This is a genomic window from Endozoicomonas sp. (genome assembly GCF_031844845.1).
Taxonomy (GTDB): Bacteria; Pseudomonadota; Gammaproteobacteria; order Pseudomonadales; family Endozoicomonadaceae; genus Endozoicomonas.
In genome coordinates this window covers 1-18,358 of sequence record NZ_JAVRMB020000345.1, presented here as the reverse complement: position 1 = coordinate 18,358, position 18,358 = coordinate 1, and the positions used below count along the sequence as shown (strand labels likewise).

Genomic DNA, 18,358 nt, shown 5'->3' with positions numbered 1-18,358 from the left:
GCTCACTGAGCAGGTAATGTTCCTGGAAAATGAAAAAACCAGGGTCAGAATATCGGTTTCCATAGGGTGGGGTACTGGTACACGATTGCAATCGAACATGATTCAGGCGTTAGTCGAGTAAGGTCGAGAGTTCGTTCTGTTTATGGGTTATGGAAGGGCTGAACAATGCGCAGGCGGGATTAGCCTTTGATATCCGGATGTATCGGGTGAAGTTGTTCCCAGTCAGGATCTCGGCTTTATCTCAGATGACTTGCCAGCATTCCTGGTTCCGGGCTCAGTGCTTTTATGGCGATTGATCTGGCTTTATTTCCTGCTACTACCGGGGTTAAAATCCGCAGCCTCAGGAAGGAAGTAATAACGGGTTTTCCGAAGTTCCACGGCCTTATAGCCAGTGCTATAGGATGAGAAATTATGGAGACACAGCTCGCGAAAGCAGCCAGAAATATATACCGATACTGTATCGGTGAGCTTGGCATCAACGAAGTAAGGCAGAGTTTTGGCTACCTCTTTATTCCGGGTTACACAGAAACGAAGCAGGTTGATGAGCAGGAGGTTATGGATACTCCCCTGGGGGACGACCTGGAAAATCTGATGTCATCGCTGTCATTGGCTCCCATACTGGAGGACTGGCAGTTGGTGATGGCCAGTGCTGAAGATTTGTCCGATGACGAGGCTCATCTTTTTTTGCAACAGATATTCAGCTCGGTGGAATCGGATGAGAATTTTTTTCGATACCTTAATGTTGCTGCTGATACGTTTTGTCAGGTCAATACCTGGTCCGATTATCATCTCATGCGACCACAGATCAAAGCGGGCTGGACGATGCATGTGACTGTTGAGGGTTCCGGCTATTACAACTGTGTCAGAACAACCATTGAAACGGAACCCGGAGATATTCTTCTTTTCAGTCCTTCAGCCTACCTTGACTCCAGGCGAGCTGAGTCTTGTCACCGGTGGGTGTACAAGTGGGTGATGTTTCAGGGGGATGGTCGTATTAATGACATGTTGGACTGGCCGGAAATTGCCTCAGGGATTCATCATATAAAGGCGGTTAACCCACCCGAGTTCACCAGGGTGGCGTCGACCATTGATTTTCTGGCCCGGCAGGGCTGGTCCGCAGAGCTGTCTGAAGTCAAGATTCGTTCCACCTGTGTTGAGCATCTGATGTTGCGTTGTAACCAGATTATAGAATCCGGTGGTTATAAAAGAATCGATCCTCGGGTTCAGATGTCTATCAAATTTATTGAAGACCATCTTTTTAGTGATCTTTCTGTGGAGAAAATTGCCGAAGCGGCCTGTTTGTCAGGTTCTGCTCTTGCTTTGTTATTCAAGCAACATTGTGGCGTCAGCATCATGCAGTGGAGAGAGGAACTGCGGATGGCAGCAGCCTGTCACAAACTGATACACAGTGCTAAACGAGTTAGCCAGGTTTCTGAAGAGCTGGGCTATATTAATCAGATGTATTTTTCACGTTGTTTCCGCAAAAATATGAAAATGTCACCATCGCAGTATCGCAAGTTAAACACTCAGTCAGGGCTGGTGAACTAACCGTCCATGGTCCCAGAGTAGACAGTAAGCCTTAGGAATTGTCCCAAAATAAATTACCCATTTGCCAGTAGATTGAGTCACCTGGGAACTTTGGGAGTAGTACTGTAAACAATTCCGGCTGCGTTCTCCGCTGTCATTGTGTACAGGCGACTGCATGGATGCACGACCACAAGGATGTGGGAGGTAGAACGACGCAGGAGGCCAAAGTCGAGGAGGTAGAGTAATGCAGGAGCAATTACCGAGACTGTACACAATCCATCTGGCAGGGATAGCCAACCGTCGAGTCAGGTTACGCTCTCTGTCATTGTGTACATGGACTGTACACAATCCATGCGGCAGGGATAGCCAACCATCGGCAGTCACCTCCCTGTGGATGGATCCTGTACAATCCCTGTACAGGATGACAGCGACCAGGGAACACTTTTAATGACACCCCATGCTGCCAGAGCTTACGCATCAATAGGTAATGCTTCGAACTTGTACACACTATTTGTCTTATGTTATCAAATTTATACATTTTACTATTCAAATGTTCTCAGCTTGTCGACTTTGCAATTTCATTTGCGATATATTTTTAATCAGGCAATAGAGCAAAGACCTGTTTTTACCTTAGAGCCTTTTCAGAAGCGCATTTGTTGAATGCTGCATTCCTATAAATACCCGCTCTATCCATAATAATTTTTATCAGGTCTTGATGCTGGAATAGGTTTTTGCCAAAAGAACAGGGTTGTCTGGAATAAACCCACTATTTGTTAAAGGACGAAAAATTGTCGAACATTATTGCTGGTCAAAAACTGCCCTCTTTTACCGTTGAAAAGGATGGCAGGATTATCGGGAAAGGAAAATTTGCCCCCTGGTCTTCCGAAGCGTTGGTTGGGGAAGCACGAGTATTTTTTGCTATCGCAGGCAGTCCTGTGGCTGCTGCAAAAGTGCAACCGGTTCATAATAAATTGAAAGAAGAGGCTCCAGCCATCAAACAGGTTCAGCTGGTGAATAGCAAAGAATCCCCTATGGGTGCTGCCATGTTCATCAGAGGTGAATTTAAAAAGAGTTTCAAGAAAAATCCGGAGAATACTTACATCCACGATGTTAAAGCAGTCGCAAAAGAAGCCCTGGGTATGGACGATCTCAGTGCCCTGGTGGCGGTCATTAATTCTGACGGTGAAGTGGTTTATTCCTTTGAAGGCGAATGTGGTGAGGTTGAAGTGGCCTCAGTGATGGAAGCCATTCAAAGCGTGCTGTAAGCACAGTTGAAATTAAATAGTAAGCAATCAGAAATAGGTATTGCCAGAAAAAAGCCCGATTATTATTAGTCGGGCTTTTTTATTGGATCACGGAATTCGAACCTGCTGAATTCGTAGAATCAGACATAAAAAAGCAAGATAAGTGTATAGATGACATACCCCCTTCCTGTGATCTAATTAATTCTGATTTTTTATACTGGCATGCTCAGCAGGAATGACTATGAGTAAAAAAATGATCATCAGCGCCGTTGTGGCTGGCGTAGTCTTGCTTGGGGGAGGAGGGCTTTTTGGTTGGCAATTTCCCCTGTGGCTACTGGGGATAGTCGCGTTTCTGGTGCTTGGCTGGTCCCTGATGGTTCGTTATAAACCCAGGCAGGTTGGCTCTTTTGTTCACTTTCTGGTGAAGAGAATTCCCAAAGGTGAGAAGGGTAAGGTGTTTTCCGAAAACCACCAATCCGGCGACTGGCCTGAGTGGTTTGCAAAACAAAACGCTGAGGGTTGGCAGCTGCCTGAATGTCAACTCAAGACCCGCTGGAGCAAAGATATTAATCCCCGGGCTCCCCTGCCTGAATATCCTCGTCCACAACTGACCCGGGATCGATGGGTCAACCTTAATGGCCTGTGGTCGTTTAATGTGGTGCCTGAAGCAACCGTCAGCGTAACAGAGTTTCCGGGTAAGATTCTGGTTCCTTATGCGATTGAATCGGCCCTGTCCGGTGTCCAGCGTCCTCTTTTTGCCGGAGAAAACCTGTGGTATCAACGGACATTCTCAGTGCCTTCTGACTGGGATGGAGAAGAACGCATTGTGCTCCATTTTGGCGCTGTGGACTGGCAAACTACGGTTTTGGTGAATGGTGTTGAGCAGGGCGTGCATCAAGGTGGTTATACTCCTTTCTCCTTTGATATAACCGATGCGGTTAACCGCAATAAAGAAAACCAGTTAACGGTGATTGTCTGGGATCCTACCAACAGCGACGGATCCAGCCAGCAGCGGGGGAAACAGGCTCTGGTTCCCCAGTTCATCAGTTACACGGCTTCTTCCGGTATTTGGCAAACGGTGTGGATGGAACCGGTTGCTGAGCGACATATTGATCGTATTGTCACCACCGCGAATATTGCCAAAGGCACAGCACTGCTGGATGTGCAAACCATTGGCGATTGTGACGGCCTTACGGTTGAAGTCACACTGGCTGGCGAACGGCAAAAATTCACCGCCGGGGTGGGTCAGCCGGTACTGGTAAAACCGGATGAGATCAGGCTCTGGACCCCGGAGACGCCCAATCTTTATGACATCAGTGTGCGTTTGCTTGATGGCGACAAGGTGGTTGATGAAACGGACAGTTATTTTGCTTTAAGAGAGGTTGGCACTGTACGACAGGGAGACTCGACGCTGTTAACACTGAATGGTAAGCCGGTCTTTCATAATGGCCCGCTGGATCAGGGGTACTGGCCTGATGGTATTTATACCGCAGCGACGGATGAAGCGCTTAAATACGACATAGAGCTGGCCAAATCCTACGGATTCAACATGCTTCGCAAACACATTAAAGTGGAGCCTGCCCGCTGGTATTACCATGCCGATAAGCTGGGAATCATGGTCTGGCAGGATATGATCAGTGGTGGTTTTACTGTTCCGCCCCGGGATGGCTGGGTCGACTATCTGCAACATGTTGCGCCTCTGGGGGTGAAGCATCAGGCTATTCTGGATAATGATTACGCTGGCTGGGGACGAACTGAAGAAAACAAAACTCAGTTTCGGGCAGAATTTACCGAGCTGGTTAACAGCCTGCAGGCATTTCCTTCGGTGGTGGTATGGATTCCATTTAATGAATACTGGGGTCAGTTTGATACCAACCGCATGACTGAATTATGCAAGGTGCTGGACCCAACCCGCCTGGTCAATCCTGCGTCCGGTTTTTACGATCAGGGTGGCGGTGATATCTATGATATGCATATTTATATGCAGAAGATTGAGAAAGTAGAAGACCCCCGCCGTTTCCGTGCCAGCGTGCTGGGTGAATATGGTGGTAAAACCTGGGCGGTAGAAGGTCATATGTGGTCTGACAAGACCTTTGGCTACGGTAAGACGCAGAACCAGGCTGATTACCAGAAAGCCTACTCTGATTTAATGCAGCAGGAGATCAAGGTGGCCATTAGCCATGGTTTGGCCGGTGCCGTATATACTCAGCTAACCGATGTTGAAATTGAGATCAACGGTATGGTGACCTATGACCGTGAAGTGTCCAAGATTGCGCCTCAGGATCTGACCGCTTTGCACAATGAGTTGTATGCAGCCTTTGACAAGCGGAATGGCTGATTGTTTTTTCTGATTATGGCCTGTGCAATAATCTTGCGCAGGCTTTTTTTTGCAGTACGAAAAAACAGGGATTCTGCCAATGGAAACACAATTGGTCGAAGCGGCCAGAAATATCTATCGGTATTTCAATGGTCAGGCTGATATGACACTGGTGAAAAAGAGTCTTGGCTATCTTTTTCAGGAGGACGACTCTGTTTCCTCTAATGCAGACGAAAAAGAATGGGGGATTGATGTTGATGTGTTTTTGTCTGAACTTCAAAAGCAGCCCCGGTTTTCTGCCATTATGGAAGGCTGGCATGATCCGATGACTGGCAGTTATGATCTCAAAGATAAAGATGCAACCGAGTTTTTACGGCAAGTGTTTAGTATCCTTGAAGACGACAAACTTATTTTTACCCACAAGAATGTTGCAGCTCACGAGCATCGTTATAAAGGGTCCTGGAACGATTTTCATACTTGCCGCCCCCAGACAAAATCAGGCTGGACATTACACATAACCCGTAAAGGCTCTGGTCACTACAACTGTGTAAGAGTCAGTTTAGATACCCAGCCTGGTGATATCCTGCTGTTCAGTCCATCAGCCTATCTTGAGTGCAAACGATCCGACTCTTCAGAGGAATGGTTCTACAGCTGGGTTCTGTTTCAGGTGGACAATCGAATTATTGATTTATTGGACTGGCCAGAGGTGGCTTCCGGTATTTATTACATCAAGGCAAAGCAGGAACAGAGGGAAGAAAATGTTGTCAAAGTGGTGGATCGCCTCGCCCGGTTGGGTTGGTCCAACGAACTGAATGAAGTGCGGATTCGGGCCACAATCGTCGAACACCTGATGGTGCGTTGTAATCAACTGGTCGAGTCCCGAGGTTATCATCGCAAGGACCCAAGGATTCAGACGGCGATAAATTTCATTGAAGATAATCTTTTTACTGCCATTAACATTAATAAAGTGGCCGATGCTGCCTGCCTGTCAGTTTCCGGTTTGACCCAGTTGTTCAAGAAACAGTGTGGTGTCAGTGTTATGCAGTGGCGGGAAGAAAAGCGCATGACTCTGGCTTGTAATCACTTAATACACAGTCATAAACGGATAGTGCAAATTGCGGAAGATGTGGGTTATGTCAATCAGATGTACTTCGCCCGCTGTTTCAGACGACATATGAAAATGTCACCGTCGGATTATCGAAAGAAGTATCTGGCAGGCTAAATATAGGGCGGCTACTACGGGTAGGAACTCGTTCCCACGGTCCTCCGTGGGAACGCATACCGAAACCAAACCTTTTCCGCCATGATAGATATTCATTCCCACGCAGAGCATGGGAACGAGTGGTTGCAGGAAAGTACGTAGTTATTCAATGAACTAATTAACGATTAAAGATGACGTTATTCACTTCATTTTCCAGGAATTCCTGACCACCGGAAATTAACGGTGGATTAAACTCACCAGCAACCGCTGTGTTAGCCAGCTCCGCCAGATTCAGTTCACCTGTCAGAATTTTTTGACCCAGCTCTGCGTCCCAGCAAGCGTAACGGGCAGCTTTACCCTCGGCGATGAAGTCATTTTCGATCATCCTGGCAGCACATTCCAGAGAGCGGGCCATAGTGTCCATGCCACCGATGTGACCATGGAACAGATCAACCGGATCGGAAGACTGACGGCGCAGACGGGCGTCGAAATTGAAACCACCCGTGGTGAAACCACCAGCCTTCAGGATTTCATACATCACCAGAGTATTTTCTTCCACGGAGTTCGGAAACTGGTCCGTGTCCCAGCCCAGCTGAGCGTCGCCACGGTTGGCATCGATAGAACCGAATATACCCAGGGAAGCAGCGGTAGCGACTTCGTGGTGGAAGCTATGACCAGCCAGTGTCGCATGGTTAGCTTCAATGTTGACCTTGATTTCTTGTTCCAGACCGAACTCTTTCAGGAATCCGAAGACAGTGGCAGTGTCGTAGTCATACTGATGCCCGGTCGGCTCCTGTGGTTTTGGTTCTATGAGGATAGCGCCGTCAAAACCGATCTTGTGCTTATGTTCAACAACCATCTGCATGAAGCGACCCCGTTGTTGGCGTTCACGACGCAGATCAGTATTCAGCAGTGTTTCGTAACCTTCACGGCCTCCCCACAGCACATAGTTGGCTCCGCCCAGGCGCTTGGTTGCGTTCATGGCATTGAATACCTGAGTAGCAGCATAAGCGAATACTTCAGGGTTCGGGTTGGTTGCCGCACCGGACATGTAACGCGGGTTGGAGAATGTGTTGGCAGTGCCCCACAACAATTTGACGCCGGTCTCTTCCTGCTTGCGTTCCAGCACGTCAATCATGGTTGCAAAGTTGTTGGTGTATTCTGTCAGAGACTTGCCTTCAGGGGTTACGTCTATGTCATGGAAGCAGTAAAAAGGAATGTTGAGCTTGGAGAAAAATTCAAAAGCAACCTCGGCTTTCATCATCGCCATTTCCAGTTCGTTGCCCGGCTGGTGCCATGGACGAACCATTGTGCCTGCACCGAATACGTCAGAGCCGGTCCAGCAGAAGTTGTGCCAGTAGCAAGCGGCAAAGCGCAGGTGTTCGGCCATGGTTTTACCCAGAATTACCTTGTCTGGATTGTAAGCCTTAAAGGCCATGGGGTTTCTGGATTCCGGGCCTTCAAATTGAATACTGCTAACGTCGGGAAAATAGTCGAGCATGGTTCACTCCTGGATTCAACAGGTTGTCTATAAAAAACGTCAATAAAAACGACAGCGGATACATTTTTAGTGATCGTTAAAGTTGATGACACTATAAAAGCTTCACCGAAAACGGATAGATAAAAAATGATGGAGTTTATGTCCTTTTGAACAGTGCCTTATTTCAATGAAAAATCCTCAGGATGAATCCTGTCAAAAAGTGGCATAAAACCCGTTAGAAAGTGCATATCCGGAATCACAAAAGCTGAATATAGTAAGCCGGTATGAGGGATGTTGTTTAGATCGGACAGTCCGGCAGGACGTTTAAAAGTGTTGCGGAATATTCGGGGGTTTTATGATTTACGAAAAGCTGGGTATCGACAAGAAGGCGATTACCGAAAAAAGCAGAGAAGGCGCTGGTCCAAATGACTTTGAAAGAAAAAGTCTATCTGCTGAACGGCAACTGGAATATGCTCCGGAATATCATCAAACATAAAAACGACGGGTTCCCATGCTCTGCGTGGGAATGAATATCTATTAATGCAAATGTGTTTTCCGGTATTCAGAGGGCGACATTCCCGTATGCTTCTTAAAACAGCGGGCAAAATACATCTGATTCACATAACCCAGCTCATGGGTAATCTGGCTGACTCTTTTCTGGCTGTGCAGTAAGTAGTTACAGGCCAGGGCAATGCGTTTTTCCTCCCGCCATTGCATGGCTGTAACACCACAATATTTTTTAAATAACTGAGTAATCCATGGTACGGAAACACCGGCTGCCCCGGCGATGCTGACAATGGTAAGATCAGAAAACAGGTTGTTTTCAATAAAATCAAGGGCAGTTTGCAGCCTGGGATCAAACTCTCTTTTATTCTCCGGCCCAATCTGTTGCGAGCAGCGCAGCAACAGATGTTCGACAGTAGCTGCCCTGATTCGAACTTCATCCAGATCATCAGACCACTCCAGTGCAACAAGCTCGTTCACAATCGTTGTTATACGACGTCGCTCATGCTCATCTTCTATCTTTATATGGAAAATACCGGACGCCACTTCCGGCCAGGACAGAAGGTCAGATACCCTGTTGTCTGCCTGAAACTGTACCCAGCTATAGTCCCAATGATCGCTTTGTTCAGCCCTGCGACAATCAAGGTATGCCGTGGGGCTGAACAACAAAATATCGCCAGGCCCCGTATTCAATCTATTTCTTATGCAGTTGTAATGACCCGAACCTGAGCGGGTAAAATGGAGTGTCCAACCTGATTTAAGTTGCGGTCGGCAGGTATGATTATCAGACCAGCTACCGGCTTCACGCTGTTCATGACAAGCCACATTAAGGTGAGAAAAAATTTCCCGGTCATTCTCCATAATGCCCGACACATCCCGCAGAAACTTTTGTGCGTCTTGTTCTGCCAGAACCTGACAGGCCGATGTCGATCTGCTCCATCGTTCCAGCAATTCAGAAAAACCCGGCTGCTTACGAAGCTCGCGCAAAAAAGAGACAATATAAGGCACTGCTTTTTTATCGGTTAACTCGCTGATACTGGCTGCTGCCAATTCAGCCCCGGTATGACCATATATATACCTGTGAATACTTCTGGCAGCGGCAACAATACGCGGATCAACTGTCTGCTGATTAACTGTCTGTTCTGTCATATTTATCAGTGTTTAATAATGGGCATAAAGCGAATCAGAATGTGCATATCTGTCACCAACCGGCTCCGTTAAAGTATAAGTAATCATTGAAAACAAGAGATTGTCATGTTTTACGAAAAGCTGGGTATCCATAAAAAAACCATCAAAAACAAAGCCAGTCAGGCTCTGGACCAGATGACACTAAAAGAAAAAGTTTATCTGCTCAATGGTAACTGGAATGTACTCCAAAATTCCATAAAATATAAAAACCCTTACAACCCCACACCCATAGAAACCACCGGTTGTGAACGTTTGGGCATTCCTGCTATCGGCTTTGCTGACGGCCCGCGCGGCATCGTAATGGGTCAATCCACCTGTTTCCCGGTTTCCATGGCCCGTGGTGCCAGTTTCGACCGTGATTTGGAAAGCCGTATTGGTGATGTTATTGGCAAGGAAGGACGTGCCCAGGGTGCCAACTATTTTGCCGGTATCTGCATCAATCTACTGCGTCACCCTGCCTGGGGGCGTGCCCAGGAAACTTACGGTGAAGACCCATACCATGTGGGTGAAATGGGTCTGGCCCTGACCGAGAGTGTTCAGGATCATAATATGATGGCCTGCCTCAAACACTATGCCGTCAACAATATTGAGAACACCCGCTTCAAGCTGAACGTCAAGGCAGACGACAGAACCATGCACGAAGTGTATTTGCCACACTTCAAAAAATCAGTCGATGCGGGTGCCGCTTCATTGATGGGAGCTTACAACAAATACAATGGCGATCAATGTTGTGAAAGCCACAAGCTGCAAACCGAAATCCTGCGGGATATGTGGGGCTTTGAAGGCTTCACCAGCTCCGACTTCATGTTTGGTATTCGTGATGGCAAAAAAGCCATTGATTCCGGTATGGACGTAGAGATGCCTGCACCGGTTCACTACCACGACAAACTGGTAAAACTGGTTGAAGAAGGCAAGGTAAAAGAGTCCACCATTAACACCGCTGCTCTAAGAGTGCTGGAGACCGTTCTGGCATTTACTTCCCGCAGGGAGAAACAACATTACGGACCTCACCTTGTATCTCATCCGGATCATATTGCTCTGGCTCGTGAAGTCGCTGAAAAATCCGTGGTACTGATGAAAAACGACGGTAATATTTTACCGCTGGTAAAAACGGTGAAAAAACTATTGGTGGTCGGCAGCCTGGCAGCGGTAGAAAATGTTGGCGACGACGGCAGCAGTAAGATCAAGCCTATTCACGCTATCACTCAGTTGCAGGGCCTGCAGCAGTATTTTGGTGAGAGCTGCGAAATCGTTTACTGCGGTGACACCGAAACTGAAAAAGCCAAAACCCACGCCAAAGATGCCGATGCTGTTCTTATTTTTGTTGGTAACAACAAAGCCGATGAAGGCGAATACCTGATTCCTGATGAAGGTGTTTCTATGGAAATCATTGCTGACAGCTATCAAAACCGTGGTATGAAATGGCGCAGTAAATTCCTGAGGAGAGGGATCAGGAAAGGTGCAAATGACATGGCAGCCTCCGATGAACAGGGGCAGGGCGTAGGGGGTGACCGTGCTAATCTCGGACTCTGGGCAAATCATATTGCCATGATCAAAGCGCTGTCCGGTATTAACCCAAACACCGTTGTCAACCTGATCGGCGGCAGCATGATCATGACCAAAGAGTGGGATCATCTGGTGCCAGCCATTGTTCATAACTGGTATTCCGGTATGGAAGGTGGGCATGCCATTGCCCGCATTCTGTTTGGTGATGTCAACCCAAGCGGCAAGTTGCCCTTCATTGTTCCTCATGATGAACGGCACCTGCCGTATTTCAGCCGTACCGAACGAGAAATTGAATACGATCTGTACCACGGTTACACCCTGCTCGATAAAAATAATATCGAGCCTATGTATGCTTTCGGACACGGCCTTAGCTACACCTCCTTTAAGCTCAGCAATCACAGGATTGAAAAGCACAAAGACTTTTTTCGCATCTCGGTGGAGGTAACCAATACCGGCAAGGTAGATGGTGAAGAAGTGGTTCAAGTGTATGTAGGGTGCAAGGACTCAGTGGTCGAGCGTCAGAAGAAGTTGTTGAAAGGTTTTGACAAGGTGGCGGTGAAATCAGGTAAGACCATCCCTGTTGTCATTGACGTACCTCTGGAAGAGATCAAATACTTCTCTGGCGAACGACAGAAATTTATTTTCGAGAAAACCGCTTATCAGGTATTTGTAGGCAACAGCTCCTGTGAATCTGCATTAACTCAGCTGGACGTTGATTACAGCGAAGTATCTGCTCCAGCCAAAACGGCGGCCAAAGGGACAGAAGCGGCTTGATCAGCAACTGCTGTAAAAGGCTTTAGTTAATAGATGGTCAGATTAAACAAGCTCGGTCTGGCCGTTACCTTATTTTATTGACAGTCATGTAATGCTGCTTATCGGTGCTGCATTGGCTCTTATTCAGGAGAAAGAGCATGTCCGCCCGGGAAACTATTTCTAAAAACGCTGCTTTTACAAAAGCTGGCACCATTCACTCTATTTCCGCGCAGGCGCAGCAAATCCTGCAGCAGCTGACGCTGGAAGAAAAAGCCTCTTTGTGCTCAGGCAAGGACTTCTGGCTGCTGAAATCTCTGGAACGCCTGCAACTCCCATCTATCGCTGTGGCTGATGGCCCTCATGGTCTACGTAAACAGGGCGCTAAAGGCGACCACCTCGGTGCGGGGACCAGCGTTCCTGCTACCTGCTTCCCCACAGCTTCAGCTCTGGCTTGTTCCTGGGACCCAACGCTGTTGTATAACCTGGGTGAAGCGCTGGCTGAAAAATCAGCCGATGAAAACGTCTCTGTTCTATTAGGCCCGGGCATTAATATCAAGCGTCACTCTTCCTGTGGTCGTAACTTTGAATACTTCTCCGAGGACCCGCTACTCACCGGTGAACTGGCTGCAGCCATGATCAACGGCGTGCAGTCAAAAAATGTCGGAACCAGTTTGAAGCACTTTGCGGTGAACAATCAGGAATTTAACCGCATGGTGACCAACGCAGTGGTGGACGAACGCACCCTGCGTGAAATCTATTTGAAAGGCTTTGAAATTGCCGTCAAAAAAGCCCAGCCCTGGACCATTATGTCCGCCTATAACCGTGTGAATGGCACTTTCTGCAGTGAACACAAAGAACTGCTGACTGATATTCTTCGTGACGAATGGGGCTTCGAAGGTTTGGTGGTTACTGACTGGGGTGCAATGAACGACCGGGTTAAAGGTATTGCTGCCGGTCTTGATCTGGAAATGCCAGGCAGCACCGGCGAAACTGATCAGCAAATTGTTAAAGCCGTCAACCATGGCGAATTGAACGAAGCCCAACTGGATAAAGTGGCGCGACGCGTTATTAAATTAATGCTGAAAGCAAAGACTGTTATTAAAGCTGAAAACATTGACGAAGCTGCCCATCACCAACTGGCTCGCAAAGCAGCGGCAGAATCCGCAGTGCTGCTGAAAAACAACGAACAGATATTACCCCTGCAAACCTCTGCACATTTTGCCGTCATCGGTGAATTTGCAAAAACACCCCGCTATCAGGGTGCAGGCAGCTCCATGGTGAATCCGGTGAAACTGGATTGCGCTTACGATGCTCTGTCTGAAATAACGAACAACAAATCGCTACCTTACGCGGCCGGCTACCGGGTAAAAGGTGATAAAGGGAACAACACACTGGATCAGAGCCTGATTGATGAAGCCGTTGTTCTGGCAAAAACCGTGGATATTGCTGTGGTTTTTGCCGGACTGCCCGACAGTTTTGAAGCAGAAGGTTTTGATCGTGACCATCTGGACATGCCTGAGCAGCATAACAGGTTGATCCGTGCAATCTGCAAGGCGAACCCAAACACTGTCGTTATTCTATCCAACGGTGCAGCCGTGCAAATGCCATGGATTGACCAGCCTAAAGCGGTTCTGGAAACCTGGCTGGCGGGGCAGGCTGGTGGTCTGGCTGTTGCGGACCTGATTCTGGGTAAGTCCAATCCCGGTGGCAAGTTGGCCGAAACATTCCCGCTGGCTATGGCCGATATGGCATCTGATCGTTGGTATCCGGGTTCCCCCCGGCAGGTTGAGTACCGCGAAGGTCTGTATGTTGGCTATCGCTACTTTGATACCGTCGGTAAGCCTGTTTTGTTCCCGTTTGGTCACGGTTTGAGTTATACCCGGTTTGACTATTCCGACCTGAAAACAGGCAACAGCCTTGCGCCCGACCAGGATCTGACCCTGACCCTGACCATCACCAACAAAGGTCAGGTTGCCGGTTATGAAATTGCTCAGGTTTACCTGCACGACATTGATTCCACGCATCATAAACCGGTGCACGAACTGGCCGGGTTCAGCAAAGTGTGGCTGGAGCCAGGCGAATCCCGGGAAGTGGAAATAATGGTTGATCGTCGCTCATTCGCCTACTACGACACTGGTCGTAAGGACTGGGTTGTTGAAGCCGGTGACTTTGAAGTACAGGTCGCTGCATCCAGTCAGGATATTCGCCTGTCTGCTGTTGTTCATGTTCAATCTACTGACAGGCCTTCAATGGCTAACAAGCAGATAAACCAAATATTCCAATCAATGGCCAATAATCAGAAACTGAACGTCACTGATCAGGATTTTGAAGCCATGCTCGGCCATAAAGCACCAAAACCAGACGCTGTACGACCTTTCCATGCCAACAGTACACTGAGCGAAATTAGCTCAACATTCGTGGGTAAAAAACTCTACCAAAGCATTATGAAAAAAACGGCCGATGATACAGCAGACATTGATGAAACAACTCAAAAATTAATCAGAAAGATTCTGGAAGGCTTGCCTCTGCGCGGTCTGGTGATGATGAGTAACGGTAAGATGAACTACCGGTTTCTTCATATTCTCATTGCGATCCTTAACAAGCAGTTTATCAACGCCGTCAAACTGATCATCAACAGAAACAAATAAAAGCTAACAAACGGGAGTGGATCATCCCTCCCGAAAAAATCAGTTGCCCGGGCTATTTTCCCGGACAACTCCATAATCAGGAGTTATAGACTATGTATTTGGGAATTGACCTGGGCACCTCCGGGGTCAAAGCAGTACTACTGGATGAAAGCGGTCTGTTGTTGAGCACACATACGGTATCTTTGCCTGTTTCCCGCCCTCAACCATTGTGGTCCGAGCAAAATCCTCAAGACTGGTGGGACTCTACTTGTGAGGCAATTACAGGCCTGAAACAGCAACAATCTCTGGCAAATGTTAGAGCCATTGGTTTGACTGGCCAGATGCACGGTGCCACCTTTATTGACGAGTTTGGTGAGGTGCTCCGCCCGGCCATTCTCTGGAACGATGGCCGCAGTGCACTGGAATGTGCCGAACTGGAAGAGAGGGTACCCACTTCCAGAACCATTACCGGCAATATCATGATGCCTGGTTTCACAGCACCTAAAGCGCTCTGGCTGAAGAAACACGAGCCGGAGACCTTTGCCAAAGTAAACAAGATTCTGCTGCCCAAGGATTACCTGCGTTTTAAACTGACCAGTGACTTTGCTGCCGACATGTCTGACGCCGCTGGCACACTGTGGCTGGATGTGGACAAGCGCGACTGGAATGATTCACTGCTGGACGCCTGCGGTCTGAGCCGTGATCATATGCCACAGCTGTTTGAAGGGAATCAGATAACAGGGACATTGTCTTCTGAACTGGCCGGACAATGGGGTATGAGCGAAGTTCCGGTTATTGCCGGTGGTGGTGATAATGCGGCAGGTGCCGTAGGTGTCGGTATTGTGAAACCTGGTCAGGCGATGTTATCTCTGGGTACTTCCGGTGTGTATTTTGCCGTAAGTGATGGTTTCCTGAGTAACCCTGAATCGGCCGTTCACAGTTTCTGTCACGCCCTGCCAAATACCTGGCACATGATGTCCGTAGTTCTCAGCGCTGCTTCCTGCCTTGACTGGGTAGCCAAATTGACTGGCCAGGAGAGTGTGCCAGCCATGGTGAAAATGGTGGAAGAAAAGGCTGACCGTAACAGCACTGTTTCTTTCCTGCCTTACCTGTCCGGCGAACGCACACCTCACAATGACCCGACAGCTAAAGGGGTATTGTTTGGCATGACCCACAGTACCGGTCCTGCCGAGCTGGCTCTGGCGGTAATGGAAGGTGTGGGTTTTGCTTTTGCCGATGGTCTGGATGCGCTGCATTCAACGTCACCGGTTCCGGAAGAAATAACCCTGATTGGTGGTGGTGCCAGAAGCGAATACTGGCGTCAGATGCTGTCCAATATATTCGGTCGTAAACTGGTCTATCGTGCCGGAAGTGATGTGGGTCCTGCACTGGGTGCTGCCCGTCTGGCCAATCTGGCCATGAATCCTGAAGCGGATATCAGCGACATCTGTCCGGTACCGGGTCTGGTTCAGGCACATGAACCGGATATGAAAGAGCATGCCCGTTATGAAGATAAACGCGGGCAGTTCCAGCAGTTGTATCGTGATTTGAAAAACAGTTTCTGATTATTATTGCCTGACTCATGTTACGCATTTTTCTGAAATCGACTGGTTCCCATGCTCTGCATGGGAATGAATATCTATTCTGGCAGGTGAAAAAGATCAGGGTTCGGTATGCATTCTCACGCAGGGGCCTGGGGACGAGCTCAAATCTTGTGCATCCAATTCTGCTAATTCAGTCACGTAAGGGTGCTTTCTTTTCATGATGTCGTAGTACGTTGTTGGTAGTGTCACTCCTATCTCCTATCTCCTATCTCCTATCGATTCTCCCGTGTATGCCAGAGCCTCAATATATAAATTATTGAGTTCTGTATCTCATAACGCATTTCATATTGTCCTATCAGTATCTTTCTGACTTCCCTTGGCTCAAAAGCCTCCAGCCGCTCTCCGATTCTTGGGTTTGAACGCAGGCTGGCCGGGCAGGTTGTCAAAGATTGGACTGTTTTGGCCGCAGCAGGTTTATTAACCAGAGCCAAGAAGCCATATAAGCGTGACAAGTCAGAAAGGGCTTTGCTGGTCCATTTGATGTCCATCAGCGTGGCACCGGTAAGGGCTTCTCTGTGCCAAGACTTTCAGCCCACTCCTGGACGGCCTGATGATCAATAACCGCATTTGCATCAACATCAGCCAATGCTTCCCGGGTGAGACGATCCCGCTCTTCTTCCTGGTCAATCCAGGCTGATAATGCCTGTTTGATAATCCAGCCGCGTGAACGCTCAAGTCGCTGGGCGAGCTGTTCTACTTTTTCCGCCAGGGATTTTGGGACATGTGCGGTGAGCACTCTGGTGTCAGGATTTGCCATAATCGCTCCTTCAAATTCAATGTTATTAACTATGAAAAATAGTGATTAACTTTGAATAAGTCAATGTAGGCTGGCATTTGCTTCCCGCAGGGAGAAACAACAATTCCAAAGCGGTTGTTGGTGTCGTAGAAATGGTTTGATTGCAAGGCTTTAAGTGTGCCACTACGGCATACATAATGGACGGCTTTTGGTTTGTATGCCATAATGGCACATATGCGCATTAAATAATTCGAAATTACAGGTGAATTTATGGCTACTAATACAGAACGTAAAGAAACTCGATTGGTTGCACGAACCTCCACAGATATTCAAGAGATTATACAGCGGGCCGCCGATTATTCCGGTGCTACGCTTTCACAGTTTCTGATTGACGCAGCGATGGAGAAAGCCCATGACGTGATTGCCCGAACCGAATCACTCCATCTTTCAATGAAAGGTGCAGATGCTCTTTTTGCGGCCCTGGAAAACCCTCCAAAAGCAAGCGCCAAGTTACTTAAAGCCGTGAAGCATTATAGGGATACGGTGAATGTCCGTAATCATTGAAGAAATAGCTCGGAGGCATGACCGTAAATCTTTTGATTGCGGAATCCGTGAACTAAATCAGTTCTTACAGCAACAGGCCCGACAGAAAACCGCAAAACACATCGCCAAAACTTACGTGGTCTGCCAGCACTCTGCTCCTGCCACCATCATCGGATATTACACACTCACTGGCTATTCAGTCACAATCCCCCCAGCCCATAGAGAGTACCAGAAATATCCTCATCCTCTGAGTGCGGTAAAACTGGCTCGACTTGCTGTGGATGGTTCACACCAGGGACAAAAGCTGGGTGAGCGGTTATTGGTTGATGCTGTTTATCGAACGGTAGTGGTCGCACAACAGATTTCAGCCATCGGACTGTTTGTTGACCCCATGATGCCGGAAGTCGTTCCATTTTATCAGCAGTATGGCTTTTTGCCTGCCGATCCAGACAATCATTCACGACTGGAGATGTGGCTGCCCATAGAAACCTGCATAGAGATTGCCAGTCATATAATGTGAGCGACCTTTTGGAAAATAACAAATGGACTCATCTGTTATGCAGCACAGAAGTAGAGGGTATTTATACTTGCCCTAAGGAATTGTCCTTAAAGAACTTCCACATTTAGGAAAGCATCCATTATAAATTTACCGACCAACTCCACTGTCATCCTGTACAGGGATTGTACAGGATCCATTTCACAGGGATGTGAATGCTCTGAGAACTGGCTATCCCTGCCAGGTGGATTCCGTACAATCCCTGTACGGAATGACAGCGGGAAAACCCAACCGGCGCGGTGTGCGATGATGCTATTTCCCAAACGCCTGGATCTACTGGAAATGGGGGATTTATTTCAGGACAATTACTTGGGCACATTTCATGTTGGCTGAGAGTCAAAGGAAACTTTCTTTTAAAATAAACTACACTTGTCAACTAAAGTATCAATCCTGATTGACCTACAAAAGAACTGCTCCATCTCCCTGATTTTTCACATAACAAGCCCAACCCATGACACGAAACGAAAGAAGCTATTGTGTGGGAACTGCCATGAACGTATTTGTCATCAGTCTTGCCTCTTTTCCTGTCTCTTATACACATCTGACGCTGCCGACGAAAGATACACGGTCCC

14 protein-coding genes are annotated in these 18,358 nt (G+C 47.9%); 10 read left to right on the top strand and 4 right to left on the bottom strand.

From position 1 onward, the window contains the following. The first annotated feature begins 411 nt into the window (after positions 1 to 411). From RM811_RS19105 to RM811_RS19090, 4 genes are all read left to right on the top strand, one after another. The gene (locus tag RM811_RS19105) at positions 412 to 1,548 is read left to right on the top strand and encodes a helix-turn-helix domain-containing protein (protein WP_402527418.1); all 1,137 of its coding nucleotides are present in this window, start codon (positions 412 to 414) and stop codon (positions 1,546 to 1,548) included. A 767-nt stretch (positions 1,549 to 2,315) separates the two neighbouring features. Then, a complete protein-coding gene (locus RM811_RS19100; protein ID WP_402527417.1) occupies positions 2,316 to 2,792 on the top strand; it encodes a YtfJ family protein in 477 nt (158 codons plus the stop codon). Positions 2,793 to 3,012: 220 nt separating this feature from the next. Then, positions 3,013 to 5,109 (top strand): glycoside hydrolase family 2 protein, encoded by a 2,097-nt coding sequence (locus RM811_RS19095; protein WP_402527416.1) that lies wholly within the window; start codon positions 3,013 to 3,015, stop codon positions 5,107 to 5,109. Positions 5,110 to 5,188: 79 nt separating this feature from the next. Continuing rightward, entirely contained in the window at positions 5,189 to 6,310 is a 1,122-nt protein-coding gene (locus RM811_RS19090; protein WP_402527415.1) for a helix-turn-helix domain-containing protein, read from the top strand. A gap of 157 nt (positions 6,311 to 6,467) precedes the next feature. On the opposite strand, the gene xylA is transcribed toward RM811_RS19090, so the two are convergent. Then, positions 6,468 to 7,790, bottom strand: a complete 1,323-nt coding sequence (gene xylA, locus RM811_RS19085; RefSeq protein ID WP_402527414.1) for a xylose isomerase — start codon at positions 7,788 to 7,790, stop codon at positions 6,468 to 6,470. A gap of 334 nt (positions 7,791 to 8,124) precedes the next feature. On the opposite strand from xylA, the gene RM811_RS19080 reads away from it, so the two are divergent. Further along, a complete protein-coding gene (locus tag RM811_RS19080) occupies positions 8,125 to 8,265 on the top strand; it encodes a hypothetical protein (RefSeq protein ID WP_402527413.1) in 141 nt (46 codons plus the stop codon). 41 nt (positions 8,266 to 8,306) lie between these two features. On the opposite strand, the gene RM811_RS19075 is transcribed toward RM811_RS19080, so the two are convergent. Continuing rightward, positions 8,307 to 9,422 (bottom strand): helix-turn-helix domain-containing protein, encoded by a 1,116-nt coding sequence (locus tag RM811_RS19075; RefSeq protein WP_402527412.1) that lies wholly within the window; start codon positions 9,420 to 9,422, stop codon positions 8,307 to 8,309. A 105-nt stretch (positions 9,423 to 9,527) separates the two neighbouring features. On the opposite strand from RM811_RS19075, the gene RM811_RS19070 reads away from it, so the two are divergent. The 3 genes from RM811_RS19070 (at position 9,528) to xylB (ending at position 15,912) form a co-directional block, all read left to right on the top strand. Further along, positions 9,528 to 11,741 (top strand): beta-glucosidase, encoded by a 2,214-nt coding sequence (locus RM811_RS19070; protein ID WP_402527411.1) that lies wholly within the window; start codon positions 9,528 to 9,530, stop codon positions 11,739 to 11,741. Between the two features lie 137 nt (positions 11,742 to 11,878). Next, positions 11,879 to 14,368 (top strand): glycoside hydrolase family 3 C-terminal domain-containing protein, encoded by a 2,490-nt coding sequence (locus tag RM811_RS19065; RefSeq protein WP_402527409.1) that lies wholly within the window; start codon positions 11,879 to 11,881, stop codon positions 14,366 to 14,368. A 92-nt stretch (positions 14,369 to 14,460) separates the two neighbouring features. Beyond that, positions 14,461 to 15,912 carry a xylulokinase gene (gene xylB, locus RM811_RS19060; protein WP_402527408.1) on the top strand — a complete coding sequence of 484 codons (1,452 nt, stop codon included), beginning with the start codon at positions 14,461 to 14,463 and terminating at the stop codon, positions 15,910 to 15,912. Positions 15,913 to 16,163: 251 nt separating this feature from the next. Here the strand turns inward: xylB and RM811_RS19055 are convergent, their stop codons facing one another. Further along, positions 16,164 to 16,439, bottom strand: coding sequence for a type II toxin-antitoxin system RelE/ParE family toxin (locus tag RM811_RS19055; RefSeq protein WP_402527407.1), 276 nt, complete (start codon positions 16,437 to 16,439; stop codon positions 16,164 to 16,166). Then, a complete protein-coding gene (locus tag RM811_RS19050; RefSeq protein WP_402527406.1) occupies positions 16,439 to 16,708 on the bottom strand; it encodes a CopG family ribbon-helix-helix protein in 270 nt (89 codons plus the stop codon). The genes RM811_RS19055 and RM811_RS19050 overlap by 1 nt, the downstream gene beginning before the upstream one ends. Before the next feature lie 249 nt (positions 16,709 to 16,957). On the opposite strand from RM811_RS19050, the gene RM811_RS19045 reads away from it, so the two are divergent. Then, a complete protein-coding gene (locus RM811_RS19045) occupies positions 16,958 to 17,251 on the top strand; it encodes a DUF1778 domain-containing protein (protein ID WP_402527405.1) in 294 nt (97 codons plus the stop codon). Further along, positions 17,235 to 17,750: a GNAT family N-acetyltransferase gene (locus RM811_RS19040; RefSeq protein WP_402527403.1), complete on the top strand. Its 516-nt coding sequence runs from the start codon at positions 17,235 to 17,237 to the stop codon at positions 17,748 to 17,750. The genes RM811_RS19045 and RM811_RS19040 overlap by 17 nt, the downstream gene beginning before the upstream one ends. The last annotated feature ends 608 nt before the right edge of the window (positions 17,751 to 18,358 follow it).

Bases quoted from the DNA above. Each gene is read 5' to 3' on its own strand.
- RM811_RS19055 (WP_402527407.1), bottom strand. From the start codon at position 16,439: ATGGACATCAAATGGACCAGCAAAGCCCTTTCTGACTTGTCACGCTTA.
- RM811_RS19040 (WP_402527403.1), top strand. From the start codon at position 17,235: ATGTCCGTAATCATTGAAGAAATAGCTCGGAGGCATGACCGTAAATCT.
- xylA (WP_402527414.1), bottom strand. From the start codon at position 7,790: ATGCTCGACTATTTTCCCGACGTTAGCAGTATTCAATTTGAAGGCCCG.
- RM811_RS19105 (WP_402527418.1), top strand. From the start codon at position 412: ATGGAGACACAGCTCGCGAAAGCAGCCAGAAATATATACCGATACTGT.
- RM811_RS19070 (WP_402527411.1), top strand. From the start codon at position 9,528: ATGTTTTACGAAAAGCTGGGTATCCATAAAAAAACCATCAAAAACAAA.
- RM811_RS19090 (WP_402527415.1), top strand. From the start codon at position 5,189: ATGGAAACACAATTGGTCGAAGCGGCCAGAAATATCTATCGGTATTTC.
- RM811_RS19045 (WP_402527405.1), top strand. From the start codon at position 16,958: ATGGCTACTAATACAGAACGTAAAGAAACTCGATTGGTTGCACGAACC.
- xylB (WP_402527408.1), top strand. From the start codon at position 14,461: ATGTATTTGGGAATTGACCTGGGCACCTCCGGGGTCAAAGCAGTACTA.
- RM811_RS19095 (WP_402527416.1), top strand. From the start codon at position 3,013: ATGAGTAAAAAAATGATCATCAGCGCCGTTGTGGCTGGCGTAGTCTTG.
- RM811_RS19080 (WP_402527413.1), top strand. From the start codon at position 8,125: ATGATTTACGAAAAGCTGGGTATCGACAAGAAGGCGATTACCGAAAAA.
- RM811_RS19050 (WP_402527406.1), bottom strand. From the start codon at position 16,708: ATGGCAAATCCTGACACCAGAGTGCTCACCGCACATGTCCCAAAATCC.
- RM811_RS19065 (WP_402527409.1), top strand. From the start codon at position 11,879: ATGTCCGCCCGGGAAACTATTTCTAAAAACGCTGCTTTTACAAAAGCT.
- RM811_RS19075 (WP_402527412.1), bottom strand. From the start codon at position 9,422: ATGACAGAACAGACAGTTAATCAGCAGACAGTTGATCCGCGTATTGTT.